The following is an 11,989-nucleotide window of genomic DNA, read 5'->3' on the forward strand; positions in this document are numbered from 1 at the left end:
AGGTGTACCTCCACTTTAGCAGTCGGGGTGCGCTCGTCCCGAGCGCGTGCGGCCGCACCCGCCGTCGGCGACCCCGTACCCCTCGACCTGGCACCGGGCCCGTGCCGACCGCACCGCCCGTTCATCACGCATCCATCCGCTCCGCGACCGCTCCCCGCGGCCGTCGGCGTGCTCCGTGCTGCCCGGCGGCGCGACCGAGTCCACGCGACCGCGGCCGGTGACCTCGGCCGCCCCTGTTCGGAAAGGCCCTTGATGCCCCGCACGTCCACCCGCCTCACCTTCGCGGTCCTCGCGACCGGTGCGGGCGTGTTCTCCATGCTGCAGTCGCTGATCGCACCGGCCCTGCCGACCGTTCAACACGCCCTGCACGCCTCGCAGTCCACCGCGACCTGGGTGATGACGGCGTATCTGCTGTCCGCCTCGGTCTTCACACCGATCCTCGGCCGGGTCGGCGACATGGCAGGCAGGAAGCGCACGCTGGTCGCCGTACTGCTGACCGTCACGCTCGGCTGTCTGCTGGCCGCGCTCGCGCCCGACATCGGCGTGCTGATCGTCGCCCGGGTGATCCAGGGCGCCGGCGGCGCGCTGTTCCCGCTGTCCTTCGGCATCATCCGGGACGAGTTCGCCCCGGCCGAGGTGAGCGGCAGCATCAGCAACCTGTCCGCCGTGATCGCCGCCGGCGGCGGTGTCGGCATGGTGGCGGCCGGTCCCATCGTGTCCGCGCTCGACTACCGCTGGCTGTTCTGGATCCCCGTCGCCGTCGTCGCCATCACCACCCTGATCGCCCTCCGTTTCGTACCCGAGTCGTCCCACCGGGCCGAGGGCCGCATCAACTGGCATGGCGCCGTGCTGCTGTCGGCATGGCTGGTGGCCCTGCTGCTGCCGCTCAGCCAGGCGAGCCGATGGGGCTGGGGATCGGCCCGCGTCATCGGCCTCTTCGCCGCCGCGGTGGTGCTCTTCGCGCTGTGGCTGCTCGGCGAGGCGCGCTCCCGCACCCCGCTGATCGACCTGCGCGTCATGCGGTTGCCCGCCGTGTGGACGACCAACGCCGCCGCACTGCTGTTCGGTGCGGGCATGTATGCCATCTGGACCTTCCTGCCCGGCTTCGTGCAGACGCCCCCCTCCGCCGGATACGGCTTCGGCGCGTCCGTCACCGAGTCCGGACTGCTCATGCTGCCGATGCTGGTCGCCATGTTCGTCTCGGGCATGCTGAGCGGCCGTCTGGAGCCCGTGGTGGGAGCCAAGGCCCTGCTCACCGCCGGTGCCGCGCTGGGCGCGTTCGGCTGCGGCTTCCTCACCCTCTGGCACGACCGGCAGTGGCAGGTGGCCCTTGTCGCGGGTGTGTTCGGCTTCGGTATCGGGTTGGCCTTCGCCTCGATGGCCAACCTGATCGTCGGCAGCGTTCCGGCGGAGCAGACCGGCGCCGCGACGGGCATGAACGCCAACATCCGGACGATCGGTGGCTCCATAGGCGCCGCGGTCACCGGAGTGCTGGTGACCGGACGGCTGCAGCCCTCGGGTCTGCCGTACGACGCCGGTTACACCCACGGTTTCGGACTGCTGGCCCTGCTCTGCCTCGCCGCGGCGCTTGCCGCGCTGCTCGTCCCGGTCCGTCGGGCGGGCCGGCCCACCGGTGCGCCGCGTGCGCCGGAGGAGCCGGTTCATGCGGAGCCGGAGGCAGCCGCGCAGGGTGCGCGTGGCTGACGGGCGGGCCGGAGCCTGCGGCGGGTGAACCGGTGCCGGGTCCACGGGCCCGGCACCGGACCTTTGGATCGTGCGCCTGGCCTCGGGCCTCGTGGTGGGCGTTGGGGCCGCGCGTCCGGCTTCGGGGCCGCTGGTCTGGCTTCGGGGTGGGGTGCCTGGCCTTGGAGGCGCCGATCTGGTTTTGGGCCTCGTGGTGGGCGTCCGGCTTCGGGGCCGCCCGTCTGGCCACGGGGGCTCGGGGGCCCGGGGCGAGTCTTGGGGCCGCGTGCCCGTGGGCCGCCGGGACTCCCTCGGGGCCCGGGCGGCGGTCGGGGGCGTGGGTCGGGGCCGTGGCTCGGGGCCGTGCTAGGAGGCGGCCAGTTCGCGTGCGTGTTCGACCGCCGTGGCGACGGCCGTGCCGATCAGCGGGCCGTGGCCGGGCAGGAGGACATCGGCGTCGAGCCCTTCCAGGGCGGTCAGCGAATCGAGCGCCCGGGCCCGGTCCCGGTGGAACATCCGGGGCAGCAGCTGGGGGCCGCGGCGGCGCGCCGTCGGATGGCCGCTGACCAGCGCGTCGCCAGTGATCAGGATCCCGGCGTCGGCCAGATGATAGGCGCAGTGCCCGTCGGTGTGACCGGGAGTGAGCACCGGAAGCGGACGCCCCGGAACATCGAGCCGGCCCTCCCCGGGGAACGCCTGCGGCTCGATGACAGGGATGTGCGCCGTTCCCCCCGCCCGCAGCGCGTGGACGGCCCACGGAAGGACACCGGGCCGCCAGCCGTTGGCGAGGACCTGGCCGACCGAGACCTGGTGCAGGAACTCGCGGCGCGCGTGCGCGAGCTCCGCCTCGTGCATCAGAACCGGCGTCCCGTGCGTGCGTCGCAGGTACTCCGCCGCGCCGATGTGGTCGTTGTGCGCGTGCGTGATCAGCACGGCCGCCACGGCGCCGGGGGCGACACCGACGGCGGCCAGCGACGCGAGGAGACGCTCCCGGTCCCGGGGATACCCGGTGTCGACGAGGGTGGCGGTGCCGCCGTCCTTGACGATCACCCAGTTGGTGCTGCTTCCCGCGACGAGGTACACGTCGCTGCCGACCTCGACGATGCTGTCGTTGGGCATGGATCACCGGTTCTCGTTCAGGGCCCCGAAGGGGGGCCGACCTCAGGTGCTCTGCGGTGCCGGGCGTCACCGGCGCTCGCCCGGCCACCCGCCCGGTGGCGCTCGCGCACGACCCCGTCCGCCCGCTCGTCGTCGCGCGGCCGGTTGCGCAGCCGGGGAAACCGAGGATGGCGCAGCATGCCGTCCCGGGTCCACTCCGTGAACGCGGTCTGCGTGACCGGCACCGGATCCACCGGGGCGGCTCCGCACGGCTCCGCACGGCTCCGCACGGCTCCGCACGGCTCCGCACGGCCTCTCACGACTGATCGAGACCGCTCAGCCCCCGTGGTCGTCCGCGGCGACCTGTGCGAGCGTGCGCCCACTGCGCACCGAGCGGGCCCGGCGCGGGTCCGGGGTTCCGTGTCCCCCGGTTCCGGCCCTGCCCGTCCGTACCAGCAGCCAGGCCGCCCGCTCGCCGTCCCCCCGCCCGCCGCGGAACCGGGTGAGGGCGTACTCGCCGTGCAGCTTCGCCCCGTCGAGCCGGAACGTGGCGTGCCCGCGTTCCAGCGACTGCGCGAAGGGCACGGGCCGCCCGCGGCGGTCATGGCTCAGCGGCAGGTAGGTGCCGCGGTCCCAGACGATGACGGTGCCGCCCCCGTACTCGCCCGCCGGGATGACGCCCTCGAAGTCCTCGTACTGCGGCGGATGGTCCTCGGTGGGAACGGCGAGGCGCTTGTCACCGGGATCGGTGGAGGGTCCCTTGGGGACGGACCACGACTTCAGCACATCGCCGACCTGGAGCCGGAAGTCGAAGTGCAGGGTGCTCGCATCGTGGATCTGCACGACGAAACGGGGCTGCTCACCGTCCGGCGCCGTGTCGCCCCGGGGCTCGCCGGTCCTGTCGAAGTCACGTCTGCCGCGGTACTCCCGCAGCCCGTCGCTGCCGCCCACGTCCGGCTCCTTCCTGCCACCCGGCCCCCGCGGAGGTGCCCCCCGGGTACCCCGTCGTGCGCCAGGACCACCCGCGGGGGCGGAGGAGTAGCCTGCGGCGCATGCGGATCTCCGTTTCCTCGGACATGGACGAACCCGTGGCCCGCGGCCTCGCCGACGAACTGCGCCGCCGCGGTCACGAGGTGCTCGCGCACGGAGCGCTGCGTCCCGGGGACGACGCGCGCTGGGCGGCGTGCTCGGAGGCAGCGGCCCGCGACGTCGCCGACGGCAGGTCGGACCAGGCGGTCGTGTGCTGCTGGACCGGCACGGGCGCCTCGATCGCCGCGAACAAGGTGCCCGGAATCCGGGCGGCCCTGTGCACGGACGCGTACACGGCGGACGGCGCGCGCCGCTGGAACGACGCGAACGTGCTGGCGCTCAGTCTGCGGCTGACCTCCGAGCCGCTGCTCAAGGAGATCCTCGACGCCTGGTTCGCCGCCGAGACGAGCACGGACGCCGACGACCGGGAGAACGTGGCCCGCGTCGGACGTCTCGACCTCGGCAGGACCGCTCCCTGACAGGGGTCAGGGACCCGCCACCAGTTCGGCGACCGGCTGCACCACCTCGTCGGGGGGAACGGCGGCATCCACCGGGTCCCGCCCCCCGTCGCGCACGCTCCGCAGCCACAGCACATCCCGGCCGAACGACCAGGTCAAGGAGCCCAGTGCGACCGCGACGAGCCCCGCTGCCGCCGCGTACGGCAGGTATCCCGAGCCGGCCACCAGCAGGGTGATGCCCTGCAGCGCCGCCACCGTCTTGCGCGCCATGCTCGGCGGCAGTTCTCCGTTCAGCCACGGCAGCACCCGCGCGGCAGCCACGAACACGTACCGCATCCCCCCGATCAGCAGGACCCACGGGCCCAGCGACATCGACACGTACACGCTCAGCACCAGGATCAGGAACGCGTCGACCTCCATGTCGAAGCGCGCGCCCAGCGCGCTCGCGGTGCCCGTGCGGCGGGCGACCTTGCCGTCCACGCCGTCCAGGACCAGCGCCACCGCCGTCAGACAGACGAACAGCGTCACCGGGGGCGAGCTTTCGAACGAGTCCGCGACCAGCGCCGTGACACCGCCCACCAGGATCGCCCGCCCCAGCGTCACCCGGTTGGCCGGGCCGAAGGTGCGCAGCCTGGAGCGGAGCACGGCACGGGTCAGCACGGCCCAGGTGGCGAGCGCGAACGCCAGGCCCGTCAGCCAGCCGGCCGGGCCCAGCCCGACCGCCGTGCCCAACAAGACCAGCAGCAGCACCTGCACGCCCGCTCCCACGGTCGTCTCCTGCTGCAACAGCCTCGCGTCATATGTGTGGTTCAGGGCCACCGCTCACCCTCCGGCCAAGTGACAGATTCGATCTTCGCGCGTACCTTGTGCGCGACTTCTCGTAGCTGCGGTACGTGAAGAGTCGGCGGATCGTTCAGGAGGACGCACATGGACCTCACAGCTCGCGCGTTCTGGCTCGGCTCACCCGGGCACGGAGAACTCCGGGACGTCGGGCTTTTCGAGCCCGGCGACGGCGAGGTGCTCGTGCGCGCGCTGTATTCGGGGGTCAGCCGCGGTACGGAGACCCTCGTCTTCCGCGGCGGCGTGCCGGAGAGTCAGCATGCGGCCATGCGTGCCCCGTTCCAGGAGGGCGACTTCCCGGCACCCGTGAAGTACGGCTATCTGAGCGTCGGACGGGTGGAGCACGGTCCCGACGAGCTGGTGGGACGGACCGTGTTCTGTCTGTATCCGCACCAGAGCCGGTACGTGGTGCCGGCCGGCGCCGTCACCGTCGTGCCCGACACCGTGCCCGCCGGCCGTGCCATCCTGGCCGGCACCGTCGAGACCGCCGTCAACGCGTTGTGGGACGCGGGCCCCCTCGTCGGGGACCGGATCGCCGTCGTCGGCGGCGGCATGATCGGATGCTCCGTGGCCGCGCTCCTCGCCCGGTTCCCCGGCGTCCGTGTGCAGCTCGTCGACGCCGATGCCGCGCGCGCCGCGACCGCCCGCGCCCTCGGCGTGGACTTCGCCCTGCCCGAGGACGCCCTCGGCGAGTGCGACCTCGTCGTCCACGCCAGCGCCACCGAGCAGGGGCTCGTGCGGTGCCTGGACCTGCTCGCTCCGGAAGGCACCGTCGTCGAACTCAGCTGGTACGGCGACCGCCGTGTCACCCTTCCGCTCGGTGAGGCGTTCCACTCGCGCCGTCTCACGCTGCGCAGCAGCCAGGTCGGCACCGTCTCGCCGCACGCCCGGGCCTCACGCGGCTACGCGGACCGGCTCGCCCTCGCCCTCGACCTGCTCGCGGACCCCGTGTTCGACGCGCTCATCACCGGCGAGTCCGCCTTCGAAGAACTCCCCGACGTGCTGCCGCGCCTCGCCGACGGCGCGTACAAGGGGTTGTGCCACCGAGTCCTGTACGACGCCGACTGAGCCCCGCCACGCCCGAGTTGCCCGGCCTTTGGGGAAACTCCCGTGGACATCCCGGAGAACCTCGCAAAAGGAGAACGGGCAGCTGAACAACGCGCAGGGGCCAGCCGTACTACACGGCATGCCCCGGCAGGGGGATCAGACGCACCGCACCTGGAGGGTCGTCCGTTGTTCAGCATCACCGTCCGCGATCACCTGATGATCGCCCACAGCTTCCGCGGCGAGGTCTTCGGACCCGCGCAGCGCCTGCACGGAGCGACGTTCCTCGTGGACGCCACCTTCCGCCGCGCCGAGCTGGACGACGACAACATCGTCGTCGACATCGGACTGGCCACGCAGGAGCTCGGCGCCGTGGTGGGCGAGCTCAACTACCGCAACCTCGACAGCGAACCGGACTTCGCGCACACCAACACCTCGACGGAGTTCCTGGCCAAAGTGATCGCCGACCGCCTCGCCGAGCGGATCCACAAGGGCGCGCTGGGCGAGAGTGCCCGAGGGATATCCGGTCTCACCGTCACCCTGCACGAATCGCACATCGCCTGGGCGAGTTACGAGCGTGCCCTGTGACCGACACGACCATCGGCCACGCGGCCCCGAGCGCCGACGGCCACACGACCGCACGGCGCACCACCGAACGGGCGCCCCTGAACTTCGTGCCCGTACAGCACTCGGCCCTCAGGAACGCCGGCATCATCCCCATGTCCCTGCGCACCGTCCACTTCGTCATGCCGGGCGGCGTCGACGACCCGGCCGCCCCCAGCGGCGGCAACGCCTACGACCGCCGCATCTGCCTCGACCTGCCCGGATTCGGCTGGCAGGTCCACAAGCACACGGTCGAGGGCGCCTGGCCCCGGCCCGGCGCGGCGGCACGCGGGGAACTGGCCCGCACCCTGCGGGAACTGCCCGACGGCACCATCGTCCTGCTCGACGGCCTCGTCGCCTGCGGCGTCCCCGAGATCGTGGTGCCCGAGGCCGAACGCCTGTGCCTCGCCGTCCTCGTGCACCTGCCGCTCGGCGACGAGACCGGACTGGCCCCGCAGACCGCGGCCGAACTCGACGCCGGGGAACGCGCCACCCTGCGGGCCGTGTCCGCCGTCGTGGCCACCAGCGACTGGGCCGTACGCCGGCTCGTCTCCCACCACGGGCTCGCCCCCGACCGCGTCCATGTCGCCGCTCCCGGCGCCGACATCGCGCCACTCGCACCCGGCACCGACGGCGTGTCACGGCTGCTGTGCGTCGCGGCGGTCACCCCGCGCAAGGGACAGCACCGGCTGATCGAGGCCCTCGCCACCGTCACCGACCTGCCGTGGACCTGCGTGTGCGTCGGCGGGCTCGGCCACGACCCGGAGTACGTCGCCCGCCTGCGCGCCCTCATCGACGAGCACGGCCTCGGCGACCGGCTGCGGCTGGCCGGCCCCCAGTCCGGCGCGGCCCTGGACGCCAGCTACGCCGCCGCCGACCTCATGGTCCTCACCTCGTACGCCGAGACATACGGCATGGCCGTCACCGAAGCCCTCGCCCGCGGCATCCCGGTCCTCGCCACCGACGTCGGCGGCCTGCCGGAGGCGGTCGGGCGCGCACCCGACGGCGGGGTGCCCGGCATTCTCGTACCGCCGGAGGACCCCGCCGCGCTGGCCGCGGAGCTGCGCGGCTGGTTCGGCGAGGCGGACGTGCGGCGCCGCCTCAAGGCCGCCGCCCGCGGCCGCCGGGCCGCGCTGGACGGCTGGGCGACCACGGCGCGCAGCCTGGCGGGCGTCCTGAGCCGGATGGGCCACGATCCCCGGAGGGCGGCATGAACACGAGTACGACACCGGCGGGCTCCACGGCGGGTACGGAGCCGGACGGCCCCCAGTCCCGTACGGCACATCAGGACACCACCTCCGCGCCGGCGGTCCTGTCCGCGATCCCCGCGCCCACCGACGGCGACTCCGAGGTCCCCCGGTACGCCCCGCAGTGGCTGCGGCTGCGTGAGCCCGCCGACGCGGCCGCGCGGGCCCACGACCTGCTCGACCCGCTGCGGATCCGGCTCGCGAACCAGGCCGGGCGCGCCACCGGGCTGGTCGTGCACGACCTGGGTTGCGGCACCGGTTCGATGGGCCGCTGGCTCGCCCCGCTCCTCGACGGCGACCAGCACTGGATCCTGCACGACCGGGACCCCTATCTGCTGCACTTCGCCACGGTGGGGGCACCCCGGGCCGCCGCCGACGGCAGCCCGGTGACCGTCACCACGCAGCGCGGCGACATCGGCCGGCTCACGCCCGACGCCCTCACCGGCGCCTCGCTGGTGACCGCCTCCGCGCTCCTCGACGTCCTCACCGCCGAGGAGATCGACACGCTCGCCGCGGCCTGCGTGGGCGCGGGCTGCCCGGCGCTGCTGACGCTCTCCGTCGTCGGCCGCGTGGACCTCACGCCCGCGCACCCCCTGGACCAGCAGATCGCCGAGGCGTTCAACGCCCACCAGCGCCGCGGGGACCTCCTCGGCCCCGACGCGGTGAGCGTGGCCTGCGACGCGTTCGGCCGGCTCGGAGCGACGGTACGGGTCCGTCCGAGCCCGTGGCGGCTCGGCGCCCGGCAGTCCGCCCTGACCGAGGAGTGGCTGCGCGGCTGGGTCGGCGCGGCCGTGGAGCAGCGGCCCGACCTGGCGGCCGGTGCCGACGCCTATCTGGAAGACCGTCTGGCCGCCTGCGCGGCCGGCGGACTCGCCGTGGTGGTCCACCACAGCGACGTCCTGGTCCTGCCGCGGTCGGCGGGGGGCGCGTCATGAGCGTACGGACCGCGCCGGTGCGGGCGGGGCGGGGGACGTCCACCGCCGGCCCGGCCGTGAGGGACGGCGTGACCGTGCCGGCCACACGGAGCGACGGCGCCGATGCGGGCCGGGGCCGTCGCCGTGCCCTCCTGCGGGGTGTGCGCAGCCACTTCGGCACCGCCGCCGGGGTCCTCATCCTGGGTGTGCTCCTGTGGCGGCTCGGCACGGGGGTCTTCCTCGACGGGCTGCGGCGGATCGACGGCCCGACCCTGCTCGCCGGGCTCGGAATCGGCGTGCTGACCACCGTGTTCAGCGCCTGGCGCTGGTGCCGCGTGGCCGGTGCCCTCGGCATCCGGCTGCCGCTCGGTGCCGCCGTCGCCGACTACTACCGTGCGCTGTTCCTCAACGCGGCGCTCCCCGGCGGTGTGCTCGGCGACGTGCATCGCGCCGTGCGGCACGGGCAGAGCGCCGGCGACGTGGGACGCGGTGTGCGCGCGGTGGTGCTGGAGCGGACCGCCGGCCAGGTGGCCCTCGTGGCCGTCGGTGTGCCGGTCCTGCTCACCCTTCCGTCGCCGGTGCTCGCCCAGGCCCGCCACCTCGCGGGTGTGCTGCCGCTCGCCGCGCTCGGTGCGCTCGCGGTCGTGGCGGCGGTGCGGATGGGCCGGACCTCGCGTCCGTCGGGCCGGCGCCGCGCCCTCGACGCCGCGCTCGCCGAGGCGCGCAGCGCCCTGCTGGCCCGCGGCAGTTGGCCGGCGGTCGTGTCCTCGTCCGTGGCCGTGCTCGCCGGTCATCTGCTGATGTTCCTGGTGGCGGCGAGGGCGGCCGGATCGCAGGCGTCCCCGGTCATGCTCCTTCCCCTGGCCGTGCTCGCGCTCATCGCCATGGGGCTCCCGCTGAACGTCGGCGGCTGGGGTCCCCGGGAGGGCGTCACCGCCTGGGCGTTCGGCGCGGCCGGCCTCGGCGCGGAGACCGGGCTGAGCGTCGCCGTCGTCTATGGCGTCCTCAGCTTCGTCGCGAGTCTGCCCGGGATCCTCGTGCTCCTGGCCCGCTGGGGCGCGGGGCTGCGGCGGCCGGGGACCAGGACGGAGGGAGCGAGCGCCGGTGTCGACCCACACGCCCCCTCGCGGGACACGGACCAGGCCGCGACGGCCACGTACGAAGTCGCGGCCGGCGGCGAGCACAGCACGATCGGCGGTGAGCGCACCGCGATCGGCGGGGAGCACACCGCGGCCGACGGTGAGCGCACCGCGATCGATGGGCGCACCGCGAGTGGCGGGGACGAAGCCGCGGCTGGCGGGGACGAGGCTGTCGCCGCGCCTGTGCCTTCGGCGCCGGGCGCGTCGGGACCGGAGCCCACGCCCCGCGTGCTTCGTGCCACCATGCCGTACGCCACCTACCTCCGCTCACCCCCCGTGCCGCGCGCCCCGTTCCTGAGGCGCCGTCAGCGTCACGACCGGCGCAGGCCCTCGGGACCCGCGACGCCCGGCGTGCGCCCGACCGCCTCGTCCTCGTCCGAGGCGACCAGGGAGAAATACGCCTCGAAGGAGTCGGCGAGCGCGGCCAGCAACTGCTTGCCCTTTTCCGCGGAAGCGAGCGAAGGACGCCCGATGACACCGGACTCCGTGTAGGCCGCCATACCGAGGGTGAGCAGATGCCTGCGGTCGTCGGCGAGGAAATCCGTGGTCTCGTAACCGGGCCTGACCAATTCCGGATGACAGTGCAGAAGAATGGAGGTCTCGATTTCCCCGGCATGCATGTCGCTGAGCAGCGTGGTGCGCACACCGGCCCGCTCCCGGGCCGCCTCCCAGTCCTCGGGGGCCGGGAAAAGCGCCATCCGCACACCGTCGCCCGCCGATTCCTGGACGACATTGCCGAGGACGTAATTCCCGCCGTGGCCGTTGACCACCACCAGGGCCTCGATGCCCGAGCGGCGGAGCGATTCGGCGATGTCCCGTACCACCGCATGGAGAGTGACGGAGGAGATGCTCACCGTTCCCGGCCATGCCGCGTGCTCGTGCGAGCAGGAGATCGTCACCGGAGGAAGGAGATGAACGGGATACGCGGCGGCGACCTCGCGGGCGATCGCGCAGGCGACCAGCGTGTCGGTCGCCAGCGGAAGGCACGGACCGTGCTGTTCGAAGCTGCCCACGGGGAGGACGGCGACCTGACGGTGGGGGCCGGCCCCCCGGGCCCGCACGTCCTGCGAGGTGTCGGACGGCAGCACGCCGGCGGTGTGCGCGGGCGGCAGTCCGGTGGCAACCACGTCACCCCTCGGCGGCGTCCCAGCAGTATCCGCAGTTCCCGAACCGCTCATGTTTTCACGGCCTTTCGTCTCGTACCGCCTGCGCTTACCAGATAGGAACAGATCATGACAGACATTGACGGCGTGCTCGGCGGGAATGCCCACTCCTCGGGAGTCGCTCGAGTCGTGAATGCCCCCTCCTCCGGGGTCACCCGAGTCGTGAATGCCCCCTTGCCCACCAAGTACGGTGATTTCCAGGCCATCGGCTACCTCGACCACGACCGCGGTGACGAACAAGTCGCCCTCGTCCACGGCGACATCGAGGAAGAGGGGATGCTCACCCGTCTCCATTCGGAGTGCCTGACCGGTGACGCCTTCGGGTCCACGCACTGCGAATGCGGGCCCCAACTCTCCACCGCACTGCGGGAGATCGTGGCCGCGGGGCGCGGCATCCTCATCTACCTCCGCGGGCACGAGGGCCGCGGCATCGGCCTGCTCGGCAAGCTGCGCGCGATGAAGCTCCAGGCGGAGGGCCTGGACACCGTCGAGGCGAACCTGGCCCTCGGACTGCCCGTGGACGCGCGCGACTACGGGGTCGCGGCGGAGATCCTGCACGACCTCGGCGTACGGTCCGTGCGCCTGCTCTCGAACAACCCGCGCAAGCTGGAGGCGCTGCTGCGCCACGGCATCAAGATCGACGAGCAGGTGCCGCTGCTGATACCACCGTGCGAGAACAACATCACCTACCTGCGCACCAAGCGGGAGCGGCTCGACCACTACCTGCCGCACCTGGACGCCGTGGTGCGCTCCTCGTGACCGCGGTGGTGC

General features: G+C 73.4%; 11 protein-coding genes and 1 pseudogene. 8 read left to right on the plus strand and 4 right to left on the minus strand.

Annotation, left to right across the window (positions count from 1 at the left end; all coding sequences use genetic code 11):
* The first annotated feature begins 252 nt into the window (after window positions 1–252).
* Entirely contained in the window at window positions 253–1,704 is a 1,452-nt protein-coding gene (locus ACFSL4_RS04895) for an MFS transporter (protein WP_381078875.1), read from the plus strand.
* A 345-nt stretch (window positions 1,705–2,049) separates the two neighbouring features.
* On the opposite strand, the gene ACFSL4_RS04900 is transcribed toward ACFSL4_RS04895, so the two are convergent.
* Entirely contained in the window at window positions 2,050–2,802 is a 753-nt protein-coding gene (locus ACFSL4_RS04900; RefSeq protein WP_381078877.1) for an MBL fold metallo-hydrolase, read from the minus strand.
* Window positions 2,803–3,117: 315 nt separating this feature from the next.
* Entirely contained in the window at window positions 3,118–3,732 is a 615-nt protein-coding gene (locus ACFSL4_RS04905; RefSeq protein ID WP_381078879.1) for a DNA polymerase ligase N-terminal domain-containing protein, read from the minus strand.
* A gap of 101 nt (window positions 3,733–3,833) precedes the next feature.
* Between ACFSL4_RS04905 and ACFSL4_RS04910 the strand changes: the two genes are divergently transcribed.
* Window positions 3,834–4,289 (plus strand): RpiB/LacA/LacB family sugar-phosphate isomerase, encoded by a 456-nt coding sequence (locus ACFSL4_RS04910; RefSeq protein ID WP_381078881.1) that lies wholly within the window; start codon window positions 3,834–3,836, stop codon window positions 4,287–4,289.
* Between the two features lie 6 nt (window positions 4,290–4,295).
* Here ACFSL4_RS04910 and ACFSL4_RS04915 read toward each other — a convergent pair whose 3' ends face one another.
* Window positions 4,296–5,087 carry a CDP-alcohol phosphatidyltransferase family protein gene (locus ACFSL4_RS04915; RefSeq protein WP_381078883.1) on the minus strand — a complete coding sequence of 264 codons (792 nt, stop codon included), beginning with the start codon at window positions 5,085–5,087 and terminating at the stop codon, window positions 4,296–4,298.
* A 108-nt stretch (window positions 5,088–5,195) separates the two neighbouring features.
* On the opposite strand from ACFSL4_RS04915, the gene ACFSL4_RS04920 reads away from it, so the two are divergent.
* From ACFSL4_RS04920 to ACFSL4_RS04940, 5 genes and pseudogenes are all read left to right on the plus strand, one after another.
* Window positions 5,196–6,176, plus strand: a complete 981-nt coding sequence (locus ACFSL4_RS04920) for an FAD-dependent oxidoreductase (protein WP_381078885.1) — start codon at window positions 5,196–5,198, stop codon at window positions 6,174–6,176.
* 165 nt (window positions 6,177–6,341) lie between these two features.
* Window positions 6,342–6,740, plus strand: coding sequence for a 6-pyruvoyl trahydropterin synthase family protein (locus ACFSL4_RS04925; protein WP_381078887.1), 399 nt, complete (start codon window positions 6,342–6,344; stop codon window positions 6,738–6,740).
* Window positions 6,741–6,817: 77 nt separating this feature from the next.
* On the plus strand, window positions 6,818–7,969 hold the full coding sequence (locus tag ACFSL4_RS04930; RefSeq protein WP_381078919.1) for a glycosyltransferase family 4 protein: 1,152 nt from the start codon (window positions 6,818–6,820) through the stop codon (window positions 7,967–7,969).
* Entirely contained in the window at window positions 7,966–8,937 is a 972-nt protein-coding gene (locus ACFSL4_RS04935) for a class I SAM-dependent methyltransferase (protein ID WP_417820132.1), read from the plus strand. Before ACFSL4_RS04930 ends, ACFSL4_RS04935 begins: the two co-directional genes overlap by 4 nt.
* Window positions 8,934–10,025 (plus strand): annotated as a pseudogene (locus tag ACFSL4_RS04940) (lysylphosphatidylglycerol synthase transmembrane domain-containing protein); the annotation flags it as partial. The gene ACFSL4_RS04935 and the pseudogene ACFSL4_RS04940, both read left to right, overlap by 4 nt.
* Before the next feature lie 341 nt (window positions 10,026–10,366).
* Here ACFSL4_RS04940 and ACFSL4_RS04945 read toward each other — a convergent pair.
* Window positions 10,367–11,140 (minus strand): creatininase family protein, encoded by a 774-nt coding sequence (locus tag ACFSL4_RS04945; protein WP_381078921.1) that lies wholly within the window; start codon window positions 11,138–11,140, stop codon window positions 10,367–10,369.
* A 147-nt stretch (window positions 11,141–11,287) separates the two neighbouring features.
* Here ACFSL4_RS04945 and ribA point away from each other — a divergent pair, with 147 nt between their 5' ends.
* Window positions 11,288–11,977 (plus strand): GTP cyclohydrolase II, encoded by a 690-nt coding sequence (gene ribA / locus ACFSL4_RS04950; RefSeq protein ID WP_381078889.1) that lies wholly within the window; start codon window positions 11,288–11,290, stop codon window positions 11,975–11,977.
* The last annotated feature ends 12 nt before the right edge of the window (window positions 11,978–11,989 follow it).

The organism is Streptomyces caeni (assembly GCF_042678285.1).
Classification (GTDB): domain Bacteria; phylum Actinomycetota; class Actinomycetes; order Streptomycetales; family Streptomycetaceae; genus Streptomyces; species Streptomyces caeni.

What these genes read in the sequence shown, in the direction of transcription:
- ACFSL4_RS04920 (WP_381078885.1), top strand. Translation starts at nt 5,196, where the DNA reads ATGGACCTCACAGCTCGCGCGTTCTGGCTCGGCTCACCCGGGCACGGA.
- ribA (WP_381078889.1), top strand. Translation starts at nt 11,288, where the DNA reads ATGACAGACATTGACGGCGTGCTCGGCGGGAATGCCCACTCCTCGGGA.
- ACFSL4_RS04895 (WP_381078875.1), top strand. Translation starts at nt 253, where the DNA reads ATGCCCCGCACGTCCACCCGCCTCACCTTCGCGGTCCTCGCGACCGGT.
- ACFSL4_RS04900 (WP_381078877.1), bottom strand. Translation starts at nt 2,802, where the DNA reads ATGCCCAACGACAGCATCGTCGAGGTCGGCAGCGACGTGTACCTCGTC.
- ACFSL4_RS04935 (WP_417820132.1), top strand. Translation starts at nt 7,966, where the DNA reads ATGAACACGAGTACGACACCGGCGGGCTCCACGGCGGGTACGGAGCCG.
- ACFSL4_RS04910 (WP_381078881.1), top strand. Translation starts at nt 3,834, where the DNA reads ATGCGGATCTCCGTTTCCTCGGACATGGACGAACCCGTGGCCCGCGGC.